The 22644-nt window shown below is 68.8% G+C and carries 20 protein-coding genes; 13 read left to right on the top strand and 7 right to left on the bottom strand.

Annotated features, from left to right (window positions below):
- Nucleotides 1-183: 183 nt before the first annotated feature.
- Complete coding sequence (locus KCH87_RS10075; RefSeq protein WP_210585618.1) at nucleotides 184-543, top strand: hypothetical protein; 360 nt, start codon at nucleotides 184-186, stop codon at nucleotides 541-543.
- Nucleotides 544-578: 35 nt separating this feature from the next.
- Here the strand turns inward: KCH87_RS10075 and ychF are convergent, their stop codons facing one another.
- Nucleotides 579-1667, bottom strand: a complete 1089-nt coding sequence (gene ychF / locus KCH87_RS10070) for a redox-regulated ATPase YchF (protein ID WP_210585617.1) — start codon at nucleotides 1665-1667, stop codon at nucleotides 579-581.
- Between the two features lie 290 nt (nucleotides 1668-1957).
- Between ychF and KCH87_RS10065 the strand changes: the two genes are divergently transcribed.
- Nucleotides 1958-2404, top strand: a complete 447-nt coding sequence (locus tag KCH87_RS10065) for a DUF6542 domain-containing protein (protein ID WP_308298800.1) — start codon at nucleotides 1958-1960, stop codon at nucleotides 2402-2404.
- A gap of 17 nt (nucleotides 2405-2421) precedes the next feature.
- Here the strand turns inward: KCH87_RS10065 and ppgK are convergent, their stop codons facing one another.
- Both ppgK and KCH87_RS10055 read right to left on the bottom strand, forming a co-directional pair.
- On the bottom strand, nucleotides 2422-3168 hold the full coding sequence (ppgK, locus tag KCH87_RS10060; protein WP_210585615.1) for a polyphosphate--glucose phosphotransferase: 747 nt from the start codon (nucleotides 3166-3168) through the stop codon (nucleotides 2422-2424).
- Nucleotides 3169-3197: 29 nt separating this feature from the next.
- Nucleotides 3198-4250: a 4-hydroxy-3-methylbut-2-enyl diphosphate reductase gene (locus KCH87_RS10055; RefSeq protein WP_210585614.1), complete on the bottom strand. Its 1053-nt coding sequence runs from the start codon at nucleotides 4248-4250 to the stop codon at nucleotides 3198-3200.
- 94 nt (nucleotides 4251-4344) lie between these two features.
- On the opposite strand from KCH87_RS10055, the gene KCH87_RS10050 reads away from it, so the two are divergent.
- The 3 genes from KCH87_RS10050 to KCH87_RS10040 all read left to right on the top strand — a co-directional run bounded on the left by KCH87_RS10050 (nucleotide 4345) and on the right by KCH87_RS10040 (nucleotide 7382).
- On the top strand, nucleotides 4345-5718 hold the full coding sequence (locus KCH87_RS10050; RefSeq protein ID WP_210585613.1) for an APC family permease: 1374 nt from the start codon (nucleotides 4345-4347) through the stop codon (nucleotides 5716-5718).
- A gap of 179 nt (nucleotides 5719-5897) precedes the next feature.
- Nucleotides 5898-7106, top strand: a complete 1209-nt coding sequence (gene xseA, locus KCH87_RS10045; RefSeq protein ID WP_210585612.1) for an exodeoxyribonuclease VII large subunit — start codon at nucleotides 5898-5900, stop codon at nucleotides 7104-7106.
- 9 nt (nucleotides 7107-7115) lie between these two features.
- Nucleotides 7116-7382 (top strand): exodeoxyribonuclease VII small subunit, encoded by a 267-nt coding sequence (locus tag KCH87_RS10040; RefSeq protein ID WP_210585611.1) that lies wholly within the window; start codon nucleotides 7116-7118, stop codon nucleotides 7380-7382.
- Nucleotides 7383-7436: 54 nt separating this feature from the next.
- On the opposite strand, the gene KCH87_RS10035 is transcribed toward KCH87_RS10040, so the two are convergent.
- On the bottom strand, nucleotides 7437-7958 hold the full coding sequence (locus KCH87_RS10035; RefSeq protein WP_210585610.1) for a DUF4245 domain-containing protein: 522 nt from the start codon (nucleotides 7956-7958) through the stop codon (nucleotides 7437-7439).
- A gap of 127 nt (nucleotides 7959-8085) precedes the next feature.
- On the opposite strand from KCH87_RS10035, the gene glpX reads away from it, so the two are divergent.
- A complete protein-coding gene (glpX, locus tag KCH87_RS10030; RefSeq protein WP_210585609.1) occupies nucleotides 8086-9120 on the top strand; it encodes a class II fructose-bisphosphatase in 1035 nt (344 codons plus the stop codon).
- Nucleotides 9121-9285: 165 nt separating this feature from the next.
- On the opposite strand, the gene KCH87_RS10025 is transcribed toward glpX, so the two are convergent.
- Complete coding sequence (locus KCH87_RS10025) at nucleotides 9286-9663, bottom strand: WhiB family transcriptional regulator (RefSeq protein ID WP_210585608.1); 378 nt, start codon at nucleotides 9661-9663, stop codon at nucleotides 9286-9288.
- A gap of 173 nt (nucleotides 9664-9836) precedes the next feature.
- Nucleotides 9837-10526, bottom strand: coding sequence for a DUF1707 domain-containing protein (locus tag KCH87_RS10020; RefSeq protein WP_210585607.1), 690 nt, complete (start codon nucleotides 10524-10526; stop codon nucleotides 9837-9839).
- Nucleotides 10527-10681: 155 nt separating this feature from the next.
- On the opposite strand from KCH87_RS10020, the gene KCH87_RS10015 reads away from it, so the two are divergent.
- The 5 genes from KCH87_RS10015 (at nucleotide 10682) to KCH87_RS09995 (ending at nucleotide 18851) form a co-directional block, all read left to right on the top strand.
- On the top strand, nucleotides 10682-12349 hold the full coding sequence (locus KCH87_RS10015) for a fumarate hydratase (protein ID WP_210585606.1): 1668 nt from the start codon (nucleotides 10682-10684) through the stop codon (nucleotides 12347-12349).
- Between the two features lie 399 nt (nucleotides 12350-12748).
- Nucleotides 12749-14134: a class II fumarate hydratase gene (locus tag KCH87_RS10010; protein ID WP_210585605.1), complete on the top strand. Its 1386-nt coding sequence runs from the start codon at nucleotides 12749-12751 to the stop codon at nucleotides 14132-14134.
- A gap of 72 nt (nucleotides 14135-14206) precedes the next feature.
- Nucleotides 14207-14899: a DUF402 domain-containing protein gene (locus KCH87_RS10005; protein ID WP_210585604.1), complete on the top strand. Its 693-nt coding sequence runs from the start codon at nucleotides 14207-14209 to the stop codon at nucleotides 14897-14899.
- A 304-nt stretch (nucleotides 14900-15203) separates the two neighbouring features.
- Nucleotides 15204-17225, top strand: coding sequence for a SpoIIE family protein phosphatase (locus tag KCH87_RS10000; protein WP_210585603.1), 2022 nt, complete (start codon nucleotides 15204-15206; stop codon nucleotides 17223-17225).
- A 153-nt stretch (nucleotides 17226-17378) separates the two neighbouring features.
- Nucleotides 17379-18851 (top strand): catalase, encoded by a 1473-nt coding sequence (locus KCH87_RS09995; RefSeq protein WP_210585602.1) that lies wholly within the window; start codon nucleotides 17379-17381, stop codon nucleotides 18849-18851.
- A gap of 41 nt (nucleotides 18852-18892) precedes the next feature.
- Here the strand turns inward: KCH87_RS09995 and KCH87_RS09990 are convergent, their stop codons facing one another.
- Nucleotides 18893-21223, bottom strand: a complete 2331-nt coding sequence (locus KCH87_RS09990; RefSeq protein WP_210585601.1) for a transglycosylase domain-containing protein — start codon at nucleotides 21221-21223, stop codon at nucleotides 18893-18895.
- Nucleotides 21224-21477: 254 nt separating this feature from the next.
- Between KCH87_RS09990 and KCH87_RS09985 the strand changes: the two genes are divergently transcribed.
- Together KCH87_RS09985 and KCH87_RS09980 are read left to right on the top strand one after the other, a co-directional pair.
- Complete coding sequence (locus tag KCH87_RS09985; RefSeq protein WP_210585600.1) at nucleotides 21478-22407, top strand: SPFH domain-containing protein; 930 nt, start codon at nucleotides 21478-21480, stop codon at nucleotides 22405-22407.
- Nucleotides 22404-22640: a hypothetical protein gene (locus KCH87_RS09980; protein WP_247196101.1), complete on the top strand. Its 237-nt coding sequence runs from the start codon at nucleotides 22404-22406 to the stop codon at nucleotides 22638-22640. Before KCH87_RS09985 ends, KCH87_RS09980 begins: the two co-directional genes overlap by 4 nt.
- Nucleotides 22641-22644: the final 4 nt, after the last annotated feature.

Below are 22644 nucleotides of genomic sequence, written 5' to 3'. Positions count from 1 at the left end.
ACCACCGACTCACAGCTGTAGAGCCGAGGAGCACACGCAACCAAAGCAGAGGGACCGCGACCATGAGAGCGTCCGGGGTTGCTCCAGGGGCTGCAGGCATGGAGCGTGACGTGGTCGAGGCCTGGTCGCAGCGGCGGACCGTCCGGCCATCGCCTCTTCGTGCACAACGCCAACCGCCACAACGTGGAGACCGTCACCGGGGTCGACATGATCTACGTGAACGAGTTCACCGGGAGTGTCACCACAGTCAAGTACAAGCGGATCCGCAAGGAGGCGGGCCTCTGGACATACCGGTACGACGCGACCGCAGAGCGCGAACTGGAGCGCATGGCGATGGTGGACAACGAGTGCGAACAACTCGACGACGGATTGGATCCTCGGCTCGTCACCGCGCCGAGCATGGTCAAGCTGTGCCGGAACGTGCCCTTCGTCATGAGCTCCACCGCGCTCATCCCCGGCATGACAGCATCCGCACCAAAGCACCGTCCAACCTTCGATGGAGCCCCAAAAGGGGCCCGTCTTGGATTGACGGACCCCTATTGACCTGCGGCTTTACAGACGTGCAATGGAAACTTCAATTAAACATTGAAGCGGAACTCGACGACGTCCCCGTCCTGCATCACGTAGTCCTTGCCCTCCATGCGGGCCTTGCCCTTTGCTCGGGACTCGGCGACCGAGCCGGTCTCGACGAGGTCGGCGAAGGAGATGACCTCGGCCTTGATGAAGCCCTTCTGGAAGTCGGTGTGGATGACACCGGCGGCCTCGGGGGCGGTGGCGCCCTTCTTGATGGTCCAGGCGCGGGATTCCTTGGGGCCGGCCGTCAAGTAGGTCTGTAGGCCGAGGGTGTTGAAGCCGACGCGGGCGAGGGTGGCGAGGCCGGGCTCGTCGGCGCCGACGGACTGGAGGAGTTCCAGGGCGTCTTCCTCGTCGAGTTCGGCGAGGTCCGCCTCCAGCTTGGCGTTGAGGAAGATCGCCTCGGCGGGGGCGACCAGGGCGCGCTGCTCGTTCTTGAAGTCCTCGTCCGTCAGCTCGTCCTCGTCGACGTTGAAGACGTAGAGGAAGGGCTTGGTGGTCAGAAGGTGGAGGTCGTGGAGGAGCTCCTCGTTGCCGGAGCCCTGCACGATGCCCGCCGAGAACAGGGTGTCGCCCTTGTCCAGGATCTCCTTGGCGGCCTCGACCGCGGCGACCTTCGGCGCGATGTCCTTCTTGATCCGCGACTCCTTCTGAAGCCGCGGCAGGACCTTCTCGATGGTCTGGAGGTCGGCGAGGATCAGCTCGGTGTTGATCGTCTCGATGTCGTCCTTGGGCGAGACCTTGCCGTCGACATGCACGACGTTCTCGTCCTGGAAGGCGCGGATGACCTGGCAGATCGCGTCGGACTCGCGGATGTTCGCGAGGAACTTGTTGCCCAGGCCCTCGCCCTCGCTCGCGCCGCGCACGATGCCCGCGATGTCGACGAAGTCGACGGTCGCCGGGAGGACCCGCTGGGAGGAGAAGATCTCGGCCAGCTTGGCCAGGCGCGTGTCGGGGACGCCGACGACACCCACGTTCGGCTCGATCGTGGCGAACGGGTAGTTGGCCGCCAGCACGTCGTTCTTGGTCAGGGCGTTGAACAGGGTCGACTTACCGACATTCGGCAGACCGACGATTCCGATCGTGAGCGACACGTTGCGACTTCCCGTAGTGAGAGGACGTGAGAGGACTGGAGACCTGGGGGCCGATCCACCAGTCTACGGGCTGCCGCACCCGCCATCCGCGCCGTATCGAACGCTTGGCCAACGTCTGCCCAACGGCGTGTCTGACGGCCTATTCGACACATAAGCCGACCTAAGTTGGTCCGGTGGAGCAACACAGGACGCGGTCCCCCCGGTACGGAACGCCACGGGGCGCCCCCCGCCTGCCCCCGCAGGGCCGGGGCACAGGCGCGGATGGCCGGCCACAGCGTCGTCCGCCGGCGATGGCCGTACGGCGGCCGGCTCCGCCGGTGGTTCTGGCCGTACGGCGGATCGCCCGGGCCGTACGCCGGATGCCGAACCCTCGGCTCACCGGGCTCGGCGGCGGAGTGTTCTGCGGGGCGCTGATGCTCGCGTTGGGCTGTCTCGACTGGGTGCTGTTCGGGTCGTCGCTGACGGTGTACAGCGTGCTGTTCCTGCCGGTGTGCGCGCTGACGGCGGTGTGGATCCGTAAGGCGGACCTGGTGACGGCGCCTGTTGTGGTGCCGATCGCCTTCGCCGCGGGTCTGCTGCCCGTGGCCAACGGGAGCAACGGGGCCGACGGGCTGCTGATGGGGCTTGTCACCGCGCTCGCGACGCAGGCGGGGTGGTTGTACGGGGGGACTCTGCTCGCCGGTTTGATCGTGACGGTGCGGAGGATCCGCATGATGCGCCGCCGCCGACAGGCCTAGCCCCCCTCTCTCTCGCCCTAGCCTTCCTTCGCCGCCCGCATCGCCGCCCCCACGATTCCGGCGTTGTTCTGGAGCTGCGCCGGGACGATCTCGGCCTTGATGTCCTCGATGAAGTGCAGGAACTTCTCCGCCTTGCGGCTGACTCCACCGCCGATGATGAACAGCTCGGGCGAGAACAGCATCTCGACGTGGGCGAGGTAGGTCTGGACGCGGTGGGCCCAGTGCTCCCACGACAGGTCGTGGTCCTCCTTGGCCTTGCTGGAGGCGCGCTTCTCTGCGTCGTGGCCGTGCAGTTCGAGATGGCCCAGCTCGGTGTTGGGGACGAGAACGCCTTCGGCGAAGAGGGCGCTGCCGATGCCGGTGCCGAAGGTCAGCATGATCACCGTGCCCCGGCGGTCGCGGCCCGCGCCGAACTGCATCTCGGCGACGCCCGCCGCGTCCGCGTCGTTGATCACGGTCACCGGGAGGCCGCCGAGCCGCTCGCCGAGCAAGGCACGCGCGTCGGTGTCGATCCAGGTCTTGTCCACGTTCGCCGCGGTGCGGATCGTCGCGCCGCCCGTGACCACACCCGGGAAGGTGATGCCGACCGGGCCCGTCCAGCCGAAGTGGTCGACGACCTCCTTCACGCCGTCGGCCACGGTGTCGGGCGTCGCCGGGTGCGGAGTGAGTACTTTGAGGCGCTCCTGAGCCAGGTCGCCCCTGTCCAAGTCCACAGGGGCGCCCTTGATCCCGGATCCACCGATGTCCACGCCGAAGATCTGCATGGCTCCACGCTACGACGGTGGACTGACAGTCACTCCCCGGAGGTGCCCGACTCGGTGCCGGACCCGGTGCCGGTCTGCGCACCCGCCCCACCGCGCTCCGAGACCAGCGTCGCCGCCTCCTCGCGCAGGTCACGGCGGAGTTCCTTGGGGAGGGAGAAGGTGATGGACTCCTCGGCCGTCTTCACCGTCTCCACGTCCCCGTAGCCACGCTCGGCCAGCCACTCCAATACGCCCTCCACCAGCACGTCCGGGACCGAGGCACCGGAGGTCAGGCCGACGGTGGTGACACCCTCCAGCCAGGCTTCGTCGATCTCGGCGGCGAAGTCCACCAGGTGTGCGGCGGAGGCGCCCGCGTCCAGGGCGACCTCGACCATGCGGATCGAGTTCGAGGAGTTCTTCGAGCCCACCACGATGACCAGCTGAGCGTCCTCGGCGAGCTTCTTCACCGCGATCTGGCGGTTCTGCGTGGCGTAGCAGATGTCGTCGCTGGGCGGGGAGATGAGCTGCGGGAACTTCTCCTTCAGCGCCTCGACGGTCTCCATCGTCTCGTCGACGGAGAGGGTGGTCTGGGAGAGCCACACGACCTTCGACTCGTCGCGCACCTCGACCTTGGCGACGTCCTCGGGGCCGTCGACCAGCGTGATGTGCTCGGGGGCCTCGCCGGAGGTGCCGATGACCTCTTCGTGGCCCTCGTGCCCGATCAGGAGGATGTCGTAGTCCTCCTTGGCGAAGCGGACGGCTTCCTTGTGGACCTTGGTGACGAGCGGGCAGGTCGCGTCGATGGTGGCGAGCCGGCCGCGCTCCGCCTCCTCATGGACGACGGGGGCGACGCCGTGCGCGGAGAACATGACGATGTTCCCGGGCGGGACCTCCTCCGTCCGTTCGACGAAGATGGCGCCCTTCTTCTCCAGGGTCTGCACGACGTACTTGTTGTGGACGATCTCGTGCCGGACATAGACGGGAGCCCCGTACTGCTCCAGGGCTTTCTCGACGGCGATCACGGCGCGGTCCACACCCGCGCAGTAGCCCCGGGGGGCGGCAAGCAGGACACGGCGGCCAGGCGAAGCAGTCATGCGTCCCATCGTAAGGCCGCTCCCGACGGGTCAAAGATCGCCTCCTTGGGGAGACTGATCGTGGACTGGGAGGGGTGGGGAAACACACGACTGGCGAGGTGTGATGTCCGAGACCGGCACGGCAGCCCGAAACGTCGATCACGAGCATGAGCTGCGGCGCAGCCTCGGATTCCGGGATCTCGTCGTCTACGGACTGCTTTTCATCGCACCCATGGCGCCCGTCGGCGTGTTCGGCACGCTGGACGCCAAGTCGCACGGTGCGGTCGCGCTCGTCTACATCGTCGCCACGATCGCGATGGCGTTCACCGCGTTCAGCTACGCGCAGATGGTGCGGGTCGTCCCTCAGGCGGGCTCGGTGTTCGCGTACGCGCGCGTGGCGCTCGGGCGGGAGGTCGGGTTCATCGCCGGCTGGATGGCGATGCTGGACTATCTGCTGATCCCGGCGGTGGCCTATCTGTTCTCCGGCATCGCGATGAACGCGCTGGTGCCGGAGGTCTCGCGGTGGGTGTGGACGGCGCTGGCGGTCGTCGTCACGACGCTGCTGAACCTGTGGGGCGTACGGGCCGCCGCTCGCGTGGGCTTCCTGGTGCTGGCGATGGAGATCGTGGTGCTGCTCGTCTTCGTCGTGTCGGCCGTCGTCGTCCTCGCGCGGGACGGGGCGGAGCGGGGGTGGCTGTCGCCGCTGTCCGGGGACGGCACGCAGGGCGCGTTCGCGCTGTCGGCGGTGATCGGCGCGGTGTCGGTCGCGGTGCTGTCGTATCTCGGCTTCGACGCGATCGTCTCGTTCGCCGAGGAAGTTACGGGAGGGTCGGAGAAGGTGGCGCGGGCGGTGCTGTTCTGTCTGTCGCTGGCCGGTGTGCTGTTCGTCGCTCAGGCGTATCTGGTGGCGTTGCTGGAGCCTGTGTCGTCGGCGGAGCTGGCGGCGGATCCGGGGAAGCAGGGGTCCGCCTTCTACGACGCCGTGGATGTGTCGGTGGGGACGTGGCTGCGCGACCTCGTCGCCGTGAGCAAGGCGATCGGTGCCGCGTTCGCCGCGCTGGCCGGGCAGGCGGCCGCGGGGCGGCTGTTGTTCGCGATGGGGCGGGACCGGCGGCTGCCGCGGGCGCTGTCGAAGACGGACTCCGGGGTGCCGCGGGTGGCGTTGCTGTGCGCGGCGGTGATCACGCTGGTGGCCGCGGTGTGGGCCGCCCGACGGGATGACGGGATGGATCACCTGGTGTCGGTCGTCGACATCGGGGCGCTCACCGCGTTCACGTTGCTGCACGCGAGCGTGGTGGGGTGGTTCGCGGTGCGGCGGCGTGGCGGGCCGGTCGTCTGGTGGCGGCATGTGCTGGTGCCGGTGGTGGGGGCGGCGATCACGGTTGCGGTGATCGTGGAGGCTTCGGGGGCGGCGCAGGTGGTGGGGGCCGTGTGGTTTGTCGTGGGGGTGCTGGTGTTGGTGGGGCAGCGGGGGAGTCGGGACGAGGTTTCCGGCTAGCTGCCCGGCGCGGGTGCGGGCCTCGCGGTGTTTCGCCCCCGCCGCCCCTACCCTTCCCGTCCCTGGGGGCTGCGCCCCCAGACCCCCGCTGTCGGCCTGAACGGCCTCGTCCTCAAACGCCGGACGGGCTGAAATGGCGCTGGCGCCGGGATGTCAGCGGTGGCCGTTAGTCTCGCCGTATGGCCTTGAACACGTCCGCGGAAACGCCGCTGCCCGTCGGTGAGGTGTCGCGGCTCATCGGGGGTTGGATCGACCGGCTCGGTGCCGTATGGGTCGAGGGGCAGATCACCCAGCTCTCGCGGCGGCCCGGGGCCGGGGTGGTGTTTCTGACCCTGCGGGATCCGTCGTACGACATCTCCGTCAGCGTCACCTGCTATCGGCAGGTGTTCGATGCCGTCGCGGACGTGGTGAGTGAGGGCGCCCGGGTCGTCGTACTCGCGAAACCGGAGTGGTACGCCCCGCGGGGGCAGCTGTCGTTGCGGGCCGCCGAGATAAGGCCCGTGGGGGTCGGGGAGTTGCTGGCCCGGCTCGAGCAGTTGAAGAAGGCGCTGGCCGCGGAGGGGTTGTTCGCGGCCGAGCGGAAGAAGCCGCTGCCCTTTCTGCCGCAGCTCATCGGGCTTGTGTGCGGGCGGGCCTCCGCCGCCGAGCGGGACGTCCTGGAGAACGCCCGGCACCGCTGGCCGGCCGTCCGCTTCGAGGTGCGCAATGTCCCGGTGCAGGGCGTGCACGCCGTACCGCAGGTCGTACAGGCGGTGAAGGACCTGGACGCGATCGATGACGTGGACGTGATCATCGTCGCGCGGGGCGGCGGCAGCGTGGAGGACCTCCTGCCCTTCTCCGACGAGCAGCTCGTACGGGCGGTAGCGGCCTGTCGTACGCCCGTGGTGTCCGCCATCGGGCACGAGCCGGACACTCCGCTGCTCGACTACGTCGCCGATCTGCGCGCCTCCACTCCCACCGACGCCGCCAAGAAGGTCGTACCTGACGTGGGCGAGGAGTACGAGCGGGTGCGGATGCTGCGCGACCGGGCCCGGCGGTGTGTCGAGGCGTTCATCGACCGTGAGGAGCGGGGGCTCGCGCATGCGCTGGCCCGGCCGTCGATAGAGGATCCGCACCGGATGATCGACGAGCGGGCCGACCATGTGGCGTCCCTGCTCGACCGCGGCCGGCGCACCCTCGGCCACCTCCTCGACCGGGCCGACTCGGAGCTGACGCACACGCACGCGCGCGTGGTGGCCCTGTCCCCCGCGGCGACCCTGAAGCGGGGGTACGCGGTGCTTCAGAAGGCCGACGGGCATGTGGTCCGGGATCCCGGTGAGGTGACGGCGGACGAGACGCTGCGGGCGCGGGTCGCCGAGGGTGAGTTCGCTGTCCGAGTCGACCAATAGGGTGGGCGGATGACCAGCAAGGTGGAGGAGAGCGTGGCCGCGGGCGAGGCGCTGGGGTACGAGCAGGCTCGGGACGAGCTGATCGAGGTCGTACGGCGGCTGGAGGCGGGCGGTACGACGCTGGAGGAGTCCCTCGCGCTCTGGGAGCGGGGCGAGGAGCTGGCGAAGGTCTGCCGGCGCTGGCTGGACGGGGCACGGGCTCGGCTGGACGCGGCGCTGGCCGAGGAGGAGGCGGCGGAGGCCCCGGCCGACGGGGCGGCCCGGGGCTCCGAGTAACCCTCGGCGTCACCGCCGGGGGCCCTCCGTACCTTCACCGCGTCCGAAGCACGTTCACTGCGTCTTCAGCGCCTGCGCCAGCTCCGTCAGCAGCTTGAACGAGCCCGTGCCGGCCACCACGGTCGTCGACCCGTCGGCCTCGTGAACGAGCGCGTCGTACCGGCCGCCGGTGTACCGCGTCCAGGTCCGGCCGCCGATCTCCTGCTTCGTGTTCGCTTCCTCCGAGCCCTCGGTGGTCTCGTCGATGAACGTCGACGGCTTCTGAGTCGACTGCTCGATCTGCACGTACTCACCGTCGGGAGTGTGGAAGCCGAGATGCCAGGAGTCGAAGTCGTCGCCCTGGAAGCGGACGGAAGTCGCCTTCCAGGTCGTCGGCAGGCCCTCCGGCGCGGCCACCGGGTAGGCCGCCGCACGGCGGGCCGTGAGCAGCTCGACGCGGTAGTCCACCCGCTTGATGTCGGGCTCCGAGTCATCGTGCGGGATGAAGAGGTAGATGACCCCCGCCATGATCCCGATCAGGCCCAGGGAGAGAACCATGTCCCGGACCGTCTTCTGCTTGCCGTTCGAACCTGCCACGCGCCCATCGTCGCAGGTGCCCTGGTCCGCTCATCCGTGGGCCCCCCTGCTCATTCTGTCGACCTGACGATAGAGTCGTCGCCATCACCCTCATCCGGCCGTCGCCGTATCAGAAAGGTGCGTTCCGATGACCGAGAATCATCATCTGCCGTCCGAGCTCGAAGTTCCCTCCGAAGCCCCCGACCGCAACCTCGCCCTGGAACTGGTCAGGGTCACCGAAGCCGCGGCGATGGCCGCGGGCCGCTGGGTCGGGCGCGGCGACAAGATCGGCGCCGACGGTGCGGCCGTACGCGCCATGCGGACCCTCGTCTCCACCGTCTCGATGAACGGCGTCGTCGTCATCGGTGAGGGCGAGAAGGACGAAGCCCCGATGCTCTTCAACGGGGAGCGGGTCGGTGACGGTACCGGCCCCGAGTGCGACATCGCCGTCGACCCGATCGACGGCACCACCCTGACCGCCAAGGGCATGCCGAACGCGATCGCGGTGCTCGCGGCCGCCGACCGCGGGTCGATGTTCGACCCGTCCGCCGTCTTCTACATGGACAAACTGGTCACCGGCCCCGAGGCCGCCGACTTCGTGGACATCGACGCGCCCGTGGCGGTGAACATCCGCCGGGTCGCCAAGGCAAAGCGGTCCACGCCGGAGGACGTGACCGTGGTCATCCTGGACCGGCCCCGGCACGAGGGCATCATCCAGGAGATCCGGGAGGCCGGCGCGCGGATCAAGCTGATCTCCGACGGCGATGTGGCGGGCTCGATCTACGCGCTGCGCGAGGGCACCGGCGTCGACATGCTGCTCGGCATCGGCGGTACCCCCGAGGGCATCATCTCGGCCTGCGCCGTGAGGTGCCTCGGCGGCACGATCCAGGGCAAGCTGTGGCCCAAGGACGACGAGGAGCGGCAGCGGGCGATCGACGCGGGGCACGACCTGGACCGCGTACTGCTGACCGAAGACCTGGTCTCCGGTGAGAACGTCTTCTTCGTGGCGACCGGCATCACCGATGGTGAGCTGCTGCGAGGGGTGCGGTATCGGTCGGAGAACGCCACGACCGACTCGATCGTGATGCGGTCGAAGTCGGGGACGGTGCGGAGGATCGACTCCGAGCATCGGTTGAGCAAGCTGCGTGCGTATAGCGCGATCGACTTCGATCGCGCCAAATAGCTCGGGGGCTGTGGAGCGTTGGCGGGTGCGGGTCGGCTGTGGCTTGTCGCGCCCACGCGGCGGAGCCGCAAATTGAACACAGCCCCGCGCCCCTATAGGTCGGTCAGCTCAACCGGCATTGAAAGGGCGCCCCCGGTGCGGTGGGGGCGCCCCTTCTTTTGCTGCTCAGCCCGCTTGTGCTATCTGGCCCGCCGCCCTTGCCGTCTTCTTCAACTCAATGTCGCGGCGGCGCCTCCTGGCGAGGACCACGCGGCGTTCGGCGGCGGTGAGGCCGCCCCAGACGCCGTACGGCTCTGGTTGCAGGAGCGCGTGCTCGCGGCACTCGACCATGACCGGGCAGCGCGCACAGACGCGCTTGGCCGCCTCCTCCCGGGAGAGGCGGGCAGCGGTGGGCTCCTTGGAGGGGGCGAAGAACAGGCCGGCCTCGTCGCGCCGGCACACCGCCTCGGTGTGCCAAGGGGCGTCTTGGTCCCTGTCTCGCACTGGCTCCCGCTGGGCCGGAACGGCAGCGACCTGCAGGGACGAATGCGGCGGTTGCAGCACGGTCTACTCCTGACGACGGCTTCGCGAGCGAGAGACGATGCAGCAAGGGATACCCGCTGTGCGCACGCCTATGCACTGTGTTCCGAACCGCTGGAATACGGCGCTTCGTGCGCGATGCCGTGCAGGGACCGATTCCCTCCAACTCCCTCCGAGGAGGGACCGGTTCACAACCGTCAACGATCCAAATGCTTCCGCAAACTCTTGTCGACCTTGCGCTGCACCCGGTCCAGAATGTCCGCAACCACCTTGCCCCGCTTGGGCTTTGCCTCGATGTTGCCGAAGACGGCCCAGCCGTCGACGTACACGACCGGAGCCTCGGGTTCGACCGAATCGAGCGTGTCCACCTCGAAGTTGCCGAAGACGCCGCCGCCGGTGCCGCGCAGCGACACGTTCTCCGGGACGCGGACCTCGACGTTGCCGAAGACCGAGACGGCCTTGATCACGATCTGCCGGTACTCGAAGAGCGCCTCGCTGAGGTCTATCTCGACGCTGCCGAACACCGCGTACGCGTGGATACGGCGGCCCGCGCGCCAGCGGCCCTTGCGGACGGCGGCGCTGAAGACGGCCACCACATTGTCGTCGGGATCGGCGGGTATCGCGTCGGTGGGGCGGCTCGGAGCCGGGGTGTGGGCCGGGGCGGTGCGCCGCTCGTGCGCGGCCGGCAGGTCCCGGATGAAGACCTCCAGCTCGCCCACCGTCTTGGCGCTCAGCACCCCCTCGACCCGCTCGGCATGCTCGTCCGCGGTGAGGCGGCCCTCGGCGAGGGCCTCGCGCAGGATGTCGGCGATGCGGTCGCGGTCGGCGTCCGAGGCGCGGAGCTCGGCCACCGCGGGCGCGGGTTCGGTGTGCTTCTGAAGGTCCACGACAGCAGACTACCGAAACGCGATAGATCGCGACTAGGCCTGTGGACAACCAACTGAGCCTTACCTCACAAGCTTCCGTCCTTGGACAGGTTCTAGGCTGGTGAGGCCCGCCAATGGAGGTGGGCAGCCGTCTGCCGAGTGAGGAATGGGCTGAGATGCCTGAGTTCGCGTACACCGATCTGCTCCCCATGGGAGAGGACACCACCCCGTACCGGCTGGTGACCTCCGAGGGTGTCTCCACCTTCGAGGCCGACGGGCGGACGTTCCTCAAGGTCGAGCCGGAGGCGCTGCGCAAGCTCGCCGAGGAGGCCATCCACGACATCCAGCACTATCTGCGCCCTGCGCATCTCTCCCAGCTGCGGCGGATCATCGACGATCCCGAGGCTTCGAGCAACGACAAGTTCGTCGCCCTGGACCTGCTGAAGAACGCGAACATCGCGGCGGCGGGCGTGCTGCCGATGTGCCAGGACACCGGCACGGCGATCGTGATGGGCAAGCGCGGCCAGAACGTGCTGACCGAGGGCGGCGACGAGGAAGCCCTCTCCCGCGGTATCTACGACGCGTATCTGAACCTCAACCTGCGCTACTCCCAGATGGCCCCGCTGACCATGTGGGACGAGAAGAACACCGGCTCCAACCTCCCGGCGCAGATCGAGCTGTACGCCACCGACGGCGGCGCCTACAAGTTCCTGTTCATGGCGAAGGGCGGCGGCTCCGCCAACAAGTCGTTCCTCTACCAGGAGACGAAGGCCGTTCTGAACGAGGCCTCCATGATGAAGTTCCTGGAGGAGAAGATCCGTTCGCTGGGCACGGCCGCCTGTCCGCCGTACCATCTGGCGATCGTGGTGGGCGGCACCAGCGCCGAGTACGCGCTGAAGACCGCGAAGTACGCCTCCGCGCACTACCTGGACGAGATTCCGGCCGAGGGCTCGCCGCTCGGGCACGGCTTCCGGGACAAGGAGCTGGAGGAGCAGGTCTTCGAGCTGACGCAGAAGATCGGGATCGGGGCGCAGTTCGGCGGCAAGTACTTCTGCCATGACGTGCGCGTGGTGCGGCTGCCGCGGCACGGCGCCTCCTGCCCGGTCGCCATCGCCGTGTCCTGTTCCGCCGACCGGCAGGCCGTCGCGAAGATCACGGCCGAGGGTGTCTTCCTGGAGCGGCTGGAGACGGACCCGGCGCGGTTCCTGCCGGAGACGACGGACGAGCACCTCGACGAGGCCGGTGACGTCGTGCGCGTCGACCTCAACCAGCCGATGGACGACATCCTCGCCGAGCTGACCAAGTACCCCGTCAAGACCCGGCTTTCGCTCACCGGCCCGCTGGTCGTGGCCCGTGACATCGCGCACGCCAAGATCAAGGAACGCCTTGACGCGGGCGAGGAGATGCCGCAGTACCTGAAGGACCACCCGGTGTACTACGCGGGCCCGGCCAAGACGCCGGAGGGTTACGCGTCGGGTTCCTTCGGTCCTACGACCGCCGGGCGGATGGACTCCTACGTCGAGCAGTTCCAGGCGGCCGGTGGCTCCAAGGTGATGCTCGCCAAGGGCAACCGCAGCAAACAGGTCACCGACGCCTGTGACTCCCACGGCGGCTTCTACCTCGGCTCCATCGGCGGGCCTGCCGCCCGGCTCGCTCAGGACTGCATCAAGAAGGTCGAGGTCGTCGAGTACGAGGAGCTCGGCATGGAGGCGGTCTGGAAGATCGAGGTCGAGGACTTCCCGGCGTTCATCGTCGTCGACGACAAGGGCAACGACTTCTTCCAGGATCCGGCGCCGGCGCCGACGTTCACGTCGATTCCGGTACGGGGGCCTGGGCTGGCGTAGCGCCCTCCGGTGCGGCGGGGAAGGGTCTCGCCCCCGCCGCCCCTACCCGTCCCGTCCTGAAGGGGCTCCGCCCCTTCCACCCCGCCAGGGGGCTCCGCCCCCTGGACCCCCGATCGGCCTGAACGGCCTCGTCCTCAAACGCCGGACGGGCTGAATGGTACGGACCGGCCCCAGAAGCGCAGCCCCCTCCGAGGCGGGTGGAGGATCGGGATAGCGAGTTCGGGCTCAAACACCGGACCGACCGAATCATGCGGACCGGCCCCGGAAGCGCAGCCCCCTCCGGGTGGGTGGGGGATCGGGATGGTGGGTTTCGGGCTCGAACGTCGGGCAGGCTGAACCCGGGGCGCCGTTCGGCGCACGCCCCGGAACACAGCGGCGCCCCCGATCGCTATAGCCGGTATGAGCGAATACCGCATCGAGCACGACTCCATGGGCGAGGTACGCGTCCCGGCCGACGCCAAGTGGCGGGCCCAGACCCAGCGTGCCGTCGAGAACTTCCCCATCTCCGGGCAACGCATCGAGCGGGCCCACATCGAGGCCCTGGCCCGCATCAAGGGCGCCGCCGCCAAGGTGAACGCGCGGCTCGGAGTGCTCGACAAGGACATCGCCGAGGCCGTTCAGGAGGCGGCCGCCGAGGTGGCGGAGGGGCGGTGGGACGAGCACTTTCCGATCGACGTGTTCCAGACCGGCTCCGGGACCTCGTCCAACATGAACACCAACGAGGTCATCGCCACCCTGGCGACCGAGCGGCTCGGCAAGGACGTGCATCCCAACGATCACGTGAACGCCTCCCAGTCCTCCAACGACGTCTTCCCGTCCTCCATCCACATCGCCGCCACCGCCGCCGTCACCCGTGACCTGATCCCCGCTCTCGAACACCTCGCGGCCTCCCTCACCCGCAAGTCGGAGGAGTTCGCCGACGTGGTGAAGTCCGGGCGGACGCACCTCATGGACGCCACGCCCGTGACGCTGGGGCAGGAATTCGGCGGATACGCGGCGCAGATCACGTACGGCGTCGAGCGGCTGTACGCCTCCCTCCCCCGCCTCGCCGAACTGCCCCTCGGCGGCACCGCCGTCGGCACCGGCATCAACACCCCGCCCGGCTTCTCCGCCGCCGTCATCGAGGAAGTGGCGAGGGCGACCGGGCTTCCGCTCACCGAGGCCCGCGACCACTTCGAGGCGCAGGGGGCGCGGGACGGGATCGTGGAGACGAGCGGGCAGCTGCGGACCATCGCCGTCGGACTGACCAAGATCGCGAACGATCTGCGGTGGATGGCCTCGGGACCGCGGACCGGGCTTGCCGAGATCTCCCTCCCCGACCTTCAGCCCGGGTCCTCGATCATGCCCGGCAAGGTCAATCCGGTCATTCCGGAAGCCGTCCTCATGGTCAGCGCCCAGGTCATCGGCAATGACGCCACGGTCGCCACCGCCGGGGCCGCGGGGAACTTCGAGCTGAACGTCATGCTGCCGGTCATCGCCAGGAACGTGCTCGAGTCGGTCCGGCTGCTCGCCAACGTCTCCCGGCTGCTCGCCGACCGGACCGTGGACGGGATCGTCGCGCATCGGGAGCGGGCGCTCGAGTACGCCGAGTCGTCACCCTCCGTGGTCACTCCGCTGAACAAGTACATCGGGTACGAGGAGGCCGCCAAGGTCGCCAAGAAGGCGCTCGCGGAGCGGAAGACGATCCGTCAAGTCATGCTGGAGAACGGGTATGTGGAGCGCGGCGTCCTGACCGTCGAGCAGCTCGACGAAGCCCTGGATGTGCTGCGGATGACGCATCCGTAACCAAAGGTTCCGCCCGCGTGAACCGTGACGGACGCCGCAGCGTCGTATGCCTGTGACAACTAATATCTGTGCATGGCAGACGACGGAGCGGTGAGACGAGTGGAAGCGGACGGCACGACGGCCTTCTGGGCGCCCGGGAGCCGGATCCTGTGGCGCTATCGCGAGAATGCCGGGCACCGTTTCCACATCGCCCGCCCCGTCACCGTCGTCCGGGACGACGAGGACGTCCTCGCCGTCTGGCTGGCGCCCGGCACCGAGTGCGTCAAGCCGGTGCTCGCCGACGGGACGCCCGTGCACGGGGAGCCGCTTCAGTCGCGCTACACCAAGCCGCGGACCGTGCAGCGCGACCGCTGGTTCGGCACCGGTGTGCTGAAGCTGGCGCGGCCGGGCGAGCCCTGGTCGGTGTGGCTGTTCTGGGAGCCGGGCTGGCTGTTCAAGAACTGGTATGTCAACCTCGAAGATCCACTGGTGCGTTGGGACGGCGGGGTGGACTCCGAGGACCACTTCCTGGACATCTCCGTGCACCCGGACCGGAGTTGGTACTGGCGCGACGAGGACGAGTTCGCGCAGGCCCAGCGGGATGGTCTGATGGACGCCGAACTCGCCGAGCGGGTGCGGGCGGCGGGCCGTTCGGCGGTGGAAGTGATCCGCGCCTGGGGGCCGCCGTTCTCGGACGGCTGGCAGCACTGGCGCCCGGATCCGTCCTGGGCTGTACCGTCACTGCCGGAGGACTGGGATCGTACGCCCGCGCACATGTCCACATGAGACCCTTGATGCGCCCCCGGTGCACAACCGTAGGATCGTCCTCCGCAAGTATTTACAGCAGTAACTCCCGGCACATGAACCGGGCCTGACCATACGTCACCGAGGGGCGGCAGGACGTGAGCGAGGGATACGAGGGCAACACCGGTACGGACCGCGGTCCGTTTGCCGGTGGCACAGGAACAGCCTCTGACCACGCGGGAATTCCGTTCCTGGGGCACGTATTCCGGGTATCGGCATTTCAGCGGGACGAACCGCGCGCACGGCGCGACTGGGCCATGGCCCCGGACGGACGGATTCGACACGCGTGACGGAGCAGCCGACCTCCTTCGAGCGCCCTGAGACCGGCGCCGCCCCCGCGGACCCCCGCGGGGCGCTCCTGCGTACCACCGGCACGGCGCCGCGCGCCCCCGGCGCCTTACCGGCACAGGCCCGCACCGGCGAGACGCCGCCCGCGGGAACACCTGCCGGTGACACGGAGCACTCCCAGCCCGCCGCCGTCGAGCCGGACACTCACCGTCCGCGGCCCGTTCCCGAGGGGGTCCCTGTTCAGCAGGGCACCGAAGACGACAAGTCCCGCCAGGACCGCCGTACCGGCCAGGGCGTGGCACCCGGCCGGCCCACGCCCATGCGGCGGGACGGGGACCGGCTGCGCTTCGTCGGCGCCGCGACCCGGCGGATCGCCCGCGGCATCGACCTCGACGAGATCGTGATGGGGCTGTGCCGGGCGACCGTGCCGACGTTCTCGGACGCGATCCTGGTCTATCTGCGCGACCCGCTGCCGGTCGGCGACGAGCGGCCCACCGGCCCGGTGGTGCTGCGGCTGCGCCGTACCGACCGGATCCCGGAGGAGCGGGACACCGAGAGCGGCTTCGCGCCCGCGCCCCAGCCCGACCTGGTGGATCTGACGCCGGTCACCGCGGACCTGTGCGAGGTGCGGCCCGGCGGCGCGCTGAACGAGGTGCTGCGCGGCGTGCGCCCGGTCTTCGCCGACGCCCCCGCGGCCCGCGCCGCGCTGCCGGAGCTCCTCGGCGACGACGTGACCGTACCCGGCGGGCAGCGCGCCATCCTCGCCCCGCTGCGCGGCCGGCGCCGGGTCATCGGCGCCGCGCTCTTCCTGCGCAGCCCGGAACGCATGGCCTTCGAGCCGGACGACCTCCTCGTCGCCGCCCAGCTCGCCACGCACAGCGCGCTCGGCATCGACAAGGCGGTGCTGTACGGCCGTGAGGCGTACATCGCCGACGAGCTCCAGCGCACCATGCTGCCCGAAAACCTGCCCAAGGCCACCGGTGTGCGGCTGGCGTCCCGCTATCTGCCCGCCGCCGAGACCGCGCGCGTCGGCGGCGACTGGTACGACGCCATCCCGCTGCCCGGCAGCCGGGTCGCCCTCGTCGTCGGCGACGTCATGGGGCACTCCATGACATCCGCCGCGATCATGGGCCAGCTGCGGACCACGGCCCAGACCCTCGCCGGGCTCGACCTGCCGCCGCAGGAGGTCCTGCACCACCTCGACGAACAGGCCCAGCGCCTCGGCACCGACCGCATGGCGACCTGCCTGTACGCCGTCTACGACCCGGTATCGCACCGGATCACCATCGCCAACGCCGGCCATCCGCCGCCGGTCCTGCTGCACCTCGGCGGCCGGGCCGAGGTGCTGCGGGTGCCGCCGGGCGCGCCCATCGGTGTCGGCGGCGTCGACTTCGAAGCCGTGGAACTGGACGCGCCCGCCGGGGGCACGCTGCTCCTCTACACCGACGGGCTCGTGGAGTCCCGGCTGCGGGACGTGTGGACCGGGATAGAGCAGCTGCGCGAGAAGCTCGCCGCTACCGCGCAGCTGACCGGGCCCGACCATCCGCCGCCGCTTGAGGCGCTGTGCGACGAGGTGCTCGACATGCTCGGTCCCGGTGACCGGGACGACGACATCGCGCTGCTCGCCGCCCGCTTCGACGGGATCGCGCCGAACGACGTGGCGTACTGGTTCCTGGAGCCGGAGGAGATGGCGCCCGGCAAGGCCCGGCGACTGGCCCGCCGTGCGCTGGCCCGCTGGGACATGGAGGAGCTGACCGACTCGGTGGAACTCCTGGTCAGCGAGGTCGTGACGAACGCCGTGCGCTATGCGACCCGGCCGATCACGCTTCGTCTGCTCCGTACCGACGTGCTGCGCTGCGAGGTCGGCGACGACGTGCCGCAGCTGCCTCGGCTGCGGCAGGCGCGGGCCACGGACGAGGGCGGGCGCGGACTGTATCTGGTGAACCGGCTGGCCCGGCGGTGGGGGGCGACACGGCTGAGCACGGGGAAGGTGGTCTGGTTCGAGTTGAACCGCGGCTGACGGGTACCCGTCCCGCCTCACCCCGGACCAGCCCATTCAGAACCGAACCGAAATTGGACCCAGTCCAAATGTTGCCGACATCCCGTCGGCGGAGTTGACTCTGGGGTGAGCGAAGCGACCTGAACCACCCTCGTTCATGACGGGAGGACGCTCGTGACACTCCTACCTCAGGAACACCAGCAGGCCCGATACACCACGAACAACGCCGGAATTCCGGTGGAGAGCGACGAACACTCGCTCACCGTGGGTCCCGACGGCCCGATCCTGCTACAGGACCATTACCTCATCGAGAAGATGGCCCAGTTCAACCGGGAGCGGGTCCCCGAGCGCGTGGTGCACGCCAAAGGCAGTGGCGCGTACGGATTCTTCGAAGTCACCAACGACGTCAGCCAGTTCACCAGCGCCGACCTCTTCCAGCCGGGCAAACGCACCGACATGCTGGCCCGCTTCTCCACCGTCGCCGGCGAGCAGGGCTCACCCGACACCTGGCGCGACCCCCGCGGCTTCGCGCTCAAGTTCTACACCGAGCACGGCAACTACGACCTGGTGGGCAACAACACCCCGGTCTTCTTCGTCCGTGACACGATCAAGTTCCAGGACTTCATCCGCTCCCAGAAGCGCCACCCGGCCACCGGGCTGCGGAACAACGACATGCAGTGGGACTTCTGGACGCTCTCGCCGGAGTCGGCACACCAGGTGACCTGGCTGATGGGCGACCGCGGCATCCCGAAGACGTACCGCCACATGAACGGCTACAGCTCCCACACCTACATGTGGATCAACGGCGCGGGTGAGAAGTTCTGGGTGAAGTACCACTTCAAGACCGACCAGGGCATCGACTTCCTCACCCAGGCCGAGGCCGACGAACTGGCCGGCTCCGACGGGGACAAGCACCGCCGGGACCTGTACGAGTCGATCGAGTCCGGGAACGCGCCGAGCTGGAGCCTGAAGGTCCAGATCATGCCGTTCGAGGACGCGATGGACTACCGCTTCAACCCCTTCGACCTGACGAAGGTCTGGCCGCACGGCGACTACCCGCTGATCGACGTCGGACGGATGGTCCTCGACAAGAACCCCGAGGACTACTTCATCCACATCGAGCAGGCCGCCTTCGAGCCGTCGAACATGGTGCCGGGCATCGGCCCCTCGCCGGACAAGATGCTTCTCGGCCGACTCTTCTCCTACCCGGACACCCACCGGTACCGGATCGGCCCGAACTACGCCCAGCTGCCGCCCAACCGGCCGCACGTCCAGGCGAACTCGTACGCCAAGGACGGCCCCATGCGGTACGAGCCGTCGAACGCGGCGCGGCCGTACGCACCCAACTCCTACGGCGGCCCCGCGGCCGACTACGGACGCTTCGGCGACCCGGCGAGCTGGCAGGCCACCGGTGAGCTGGTGCGCGAGGCGACCAGGCTGCACCGCGAGGACGACGACTGGGGCCAGGCAGGCACGATGGTCCGCCAGGTCCTCGACGACGCCGCCCGCGACCGGCTGGTCTCCAACGTCAGCGGGCACCTGCAACAGGGCGTCTCCCGCCCGGTCCTGGACCGCGCCCTCCAGTACTGGCGCAACATCGACAAGGGGATCGGCGACCGGATCGCCCACGAGGTCAACGGAAAGTGACGTACGGAAAAGGGCGCCCGGTGCCTGCCGGGCGCCCATCCCTACTGCCCCAGATCCGGTTCGAACGGGTCCTCCGGGGTGGTGCCCTCCGCCGGCGGTGATGTCGTCGGGTTCTGGCTCGGCGTCTGCGTCGGCGTCTGGGTCGGTGTCTGCGAGGGCGTCTCGGTCGGCTTCTGCGACGTCGGTGCCTGGCTGGTCGGCTCCTCGGTCGTCGGCTCCTCGGTTGGCTCCTCGGTCGTCGGTTCCTCCGTGACCGTCGGCGTCCAACTCGGCTCGACGCCCGCGCCCTGCGTGGTGTCCAGGTCGAACTCGGCGTCCGTCTTCGTCACGCCGAACATGTACGCCGCCCAGATCTGCGCGGGAATGCCGCCGCCGTTGACCCTGCCCTTGCCCGGCAGGGTGCCCGTCGCGCCCTTCATATCGACCTGGTCGCCCTCCCTGATCTTGCCGCTCGCCTTGGCGGCCTCGCCGAACAGGCCGACCGAGGTCACCAGGTCCGGCGTGTAGCCGGTGAACCAGGCCGACCTGCCGAAGTCGGAGGTACCGGTCTTGCCGGCCACCTCCTGGCCGTCGCGGGCCGGGTTGTTGCGCACGGACGTCCGGGCCGTACCGTCATCGACCACGCCGGTCAGCACCGAAGTCACCGTGTCGGCGGCCTCGGGGCTGATCACCTGCTCGCCGATCGCATCCGGCATCTTGATCGTCTGGTTGTTCTGCTCGGCCGACGCGACGAGGGTCGGGGTGACCTTCTTGCCGTGGTTGTCGAGGGTGGCGTAGACGCCGGCCATCTCCAGCGGGCTGGCGCCCATGGTGCCGAGCGTCTGCGCGGCCACCGCCTCCTCGCCCTCGACGTCGATGCCGAGCCGGCCGGCGGTCTTCATCACCTCGTCCATGCCGACGTCCATGCCCATCTGCGCGAACACCGAGTTGATGGACTTGTTCATCGCCGTCTGGACGCTGACGTCGCCGTAGTCCACGTCGTCCTCGTTCGGCGGGGCGAAGCCGACCTTCTTGCCGTTGTCCACGACCTGCCGCTTGCTCGTGCCGTCGTAGACCGTTCGTGCGCCGATCGTCGCGCCGTCCTGCGTCTTGGCCTTCTCTTCCAGAGCGGCGGCAAGGATCACCGGCTTGAACGTCGACGCGGGCTGGTAGTCCGTTCTCGTCGCGTTGGAGCGGTAGTGCTTGAAGTAGTCCTCGCCGCCGTAGAGGGCGACGATCTTGCCGGTCTTGGGGTCGACGGAGACGGCGCCGGCCTGGATGTCCGCGTCGACGTCCCGCTTTTCGGGATCCAGCTTGCTGGTCAGCTGCGTCTTGGCGGCCTTCTCCAGCTGCGCCTGCTTCTTCTTGTCGATGTTCAGGGTGATGTTCCAGCCCTGGTCCACCACTTGAGCCTCGGCCTCGGACCGCGTGAGACCCTTCTGCTCCATCAACTGATCTTCGAGCTGCGTATCCGCGAGCGCGACCAGGTAGCCCTTCTGGCCCCCCAGACCGGCGGCGGCCTTGGGCTCCTTGGGCACCGGGAACTTCAGGGTCTGGCGCTCGGCGGAGTCCAGCCAGCCCATCTCGACCATGTTGTCCAGGACGTAGTTCCAGCGGGCCTTCACCAGCTTCTTGCCGGTTTCGGAGGCGACCGCCCAGTCGTAGCTGCTCGGTGCCTGGAGAAGGGCGGCGAGGTAGGCGCCCTGCGCGACCGAGAGCTTCTCGGCGTCAACGCGGTAGTAGGCCTGCGCGGCGGCCTGGATGCCGTAGGCGTTGCGGCCGAAGTAGCTGGTGTTGAGGTAGCCCGCGAGGATGTCGTCCTTGGACGTCTGGCGGTCCACCTTCAGCGAGATGACGATCTCCTTCAGCTTGCGGGAGACCGTCTGTTCCTGGCTGAGGTAGTAGTTCTTGACGTACTGCTGGGTGATCGTCGAACCACCCTGGGCGCCCTTGCCGGAGAGCGTGTTGAACACACCGCGGGCCGTGCCCTTGAGGTCGATGCCGGCGTCCTTGTAGAAGGTCTTGTTCTCGGCGGCGACGAAGGTGTTCCGGACGTCCTTGTCCACCCTGGACAGGTCCACGATCTCCCGGTTGACCGTGCCCTTCCGGGCAAGGACCGTGCCGTCGCTGTACTTGTAGACGTTGCTCTGGAGCTTCGCTGCCTGCGCCGCCGCGTTGCCGTCGGGGACGTCGACGACCAGGTAGAGCACGATGAAGCCGCCGATGCCGAGCAGGCACACGCCGAGAAACGTGCCGAGGATCTTCTTCCACGTGAACAGCCGGCGTATGAAGCTCTTGCCGTCGTTCTTCCCAGCCGCTCGTCTCGAGCGGCTCTTGGGCGCTGCGCGGTGGCCACCGCGCTGTCGCGCTCGTCTCTCTTCCGCCCGTCCCATGGGTCCGTCTGCTCCGCTTCCGTCGTCGGCTGTCTCACAGGTTGCTCGCTCAGGTCAGCTCAGAAAGCTAACACCGCTCTATATGACAAAGGGCTTGCGATCCGGTCTTTTACGGACGTGACAATCAGCACCTGCCCGCAACTGAACCGACGACTGAGAGGGGGTTAGGGTTGCTGCGATCGGGTAATGTGATATCAGTTAGATAGAACGGAGCTAGGCGGCGACCAGCTCCACCGAGAACGGGGGAAACACCCATGACCACGCACGACACCGCGCCCGACCTCCCCGACATGCCCGAACCGCGTGTACGCGAGTTCACAGCGCACAGCATCGGCGGCGGGCTCGCGCTGCTGCTCGGCCTGATCGGGCTGCTGGGCGGGATCGGGATGATCGTGTCCGCCACGGCCGTCTCCGGGGGCGGCGCCAAGGCCGCGCTGATCGTCGGCGGCATCGTCGTCGCCATCGCCGCGTTCCTCGCCATGTGCGGGCTGAACATGGTGGCACCGGGCGAGGCGCGGGTCGTCCAGCTCTTCGGGCGGTACCGGGGGACGATCCGGCAGGACGGGCTGCGCTGGGTGAACCCGCTGACCTCACGCACCAAGATCTCGACCCGGGTGCGCAACCACGAGACCGCGGTCCTGAAGGTCAACGACGCCTACGGCAACCCGATCGAGCTCGCCGCGGTCGTTGTGTGGAAGGTCCAGGACACCGCCCAGGCCACCTTCGAGGTCGACGACTACTTCGAGTTCGTCTCCACCCAGACCGAGGCGGCCGTCCGGCACATCGCCATCGAGTACCCGTACGACGCCCATGACGAGGGTGGGCTCTCGTTGCGCGGCAACGCCGAGGAGATCACCGAGAAGCTCGCCGTCGAACTGCACGCGCGCGTGGAGGCGGCCGGCGTCCAGATCATCGAGTCCCGCTTCACGCACCTCGCGTACGCGCCCGAGATCGCCTCGGCGATGCTCCAGCGGCAGCAGGCGGGCGCGGTCGTCGCCGCGCGGCGGCAGATCGTGGACGGGGCGGTCGGGATGGTCGAGGCGGCGCTCGCCCGGATCACCGAACAGGACATCGTGGAGCTGGACTCCGAGCGGAAGGCGGCGATGGTGTCCAACCTGATGGTGGTGCTGTGCGGGGACCGCTCCGTGCAGCCGGTCCTCAACACCGGGACCCTTTACCAGTGACGGACTCTTCCGAGGCTTCCTCACAGAAGCGGCAGCCGCAGCAGCGCAAGCAGGTGCTGCTGCGGCTGGACCCGTCGGTGTACGAGGCGCTGGCGCGATGGGCCGGGGACGAACTGCGGTCGGCCAACGCACAGATCGAGTTCCTGCTGCGCAAGGCGCTGGCGGAGGCCGGGCGACTGCCGGGCGAGGCGCGCCCGATCCCACGTCGCGGTCGCCCACCCACGCAGCAGTAGCAGA

Source organism: Streptomyces sp. GESEQ-35, assembly GCF_017948485.1.
GTDB lineage: Bacteria > Actinomycetota > Actinomycetes > Streptomycetales > Streptomycetaceae > Streptomyces.
The sequence above is the reverse complement of the archived record's forward strand: the minus strand, read 5'-3'. Positions and strand labels throughout refer to the sequence as shown.

Bases quoted from the DNA above. Each gene is read 5' to 3' on its own strand.
- KCH87_RS10065 (WP_308298800.1), top strand. From the start codon at position 1,958: ATGGCCGTACGGCGGCCGGCTCCGCCGGTGGTTCTGGCCGTACGGCGG.
- ppgK (WP_210585615.1), bottom strand. From the start codon at position 3,168: ATGCAGATCTTCGGCGTGGACATCGGTGGATCCGGGATCAAGGGCGCC.
- KCH87_RS10055 (WP_210585614.1), bottom strand. From the start codon at position 4,250: ATGGGACGCATGACTGCTTCGCCTGGCCGCCGTGTCCTGCTTGCCGCC.
- KCH87_RS10050 (WP_210585613.1), top strand. From the start codon at position 4,345: ATGTCCGAGACCGGCACGGCAGCCCGAAACGTCGATCACGAGCATGAG.
- xseA (WP_210585612.1), top strand. From the start codon at position 5,898: ATGGCCTTGAACACGTCCGCGGAAACGCCGCTGCCCGTCGGTGAGGTG.
- KCH87_RS10040 (WP_210585611.1), top strand. From the start codon at position 7,116: ATGACCAGCAAGGTGGAGGAGAGCGTGGCCGCGGGCGAGGCGCTGGGG.
- glpX (WP_210585609.1), top strand. From the start codon at position 8,086: ATGACCGAGAATCATCATCTGCCGTCCGAGCTCGAAGTTCCCTCCGAA.
- KCH87_RS10015 (WP_210585606.1), top strand. From the start codon at position 10,682: ATGCCTGAGTTCGCGTACACCGATCTGCTCCCCATGGGAGAGGACACC.
- KCH87_RS10010 (WP_210585605.1), top strand. From the start codon at position 12,749: ATGAGCGAATACCGCATCGAGCACGACTCCATGGGCGAGGTACGCGTC.
- KCH87_RS10005 (WP_210585604.1), top strand. From the start codon at position 14,207: ATGGCAGACGACGGAGCGGTGAGACGAGTGGAAGCGGACGGCACGACG.
- KCH87_RS09990 (WP_210585601.1), bottom strand. From the start codon at position 21,223: ATGGGACGGGCGGAAGAGAGACGAGCGCGACAGCGCGGTGGCCACCGC.
- KCH87_RS09985 (WP_210585600.1), top strand. From the start codon at position 21,478: ATGACCACGCACGACACCGCGCCCGACCTCCCCGACATGCCCGAACCG.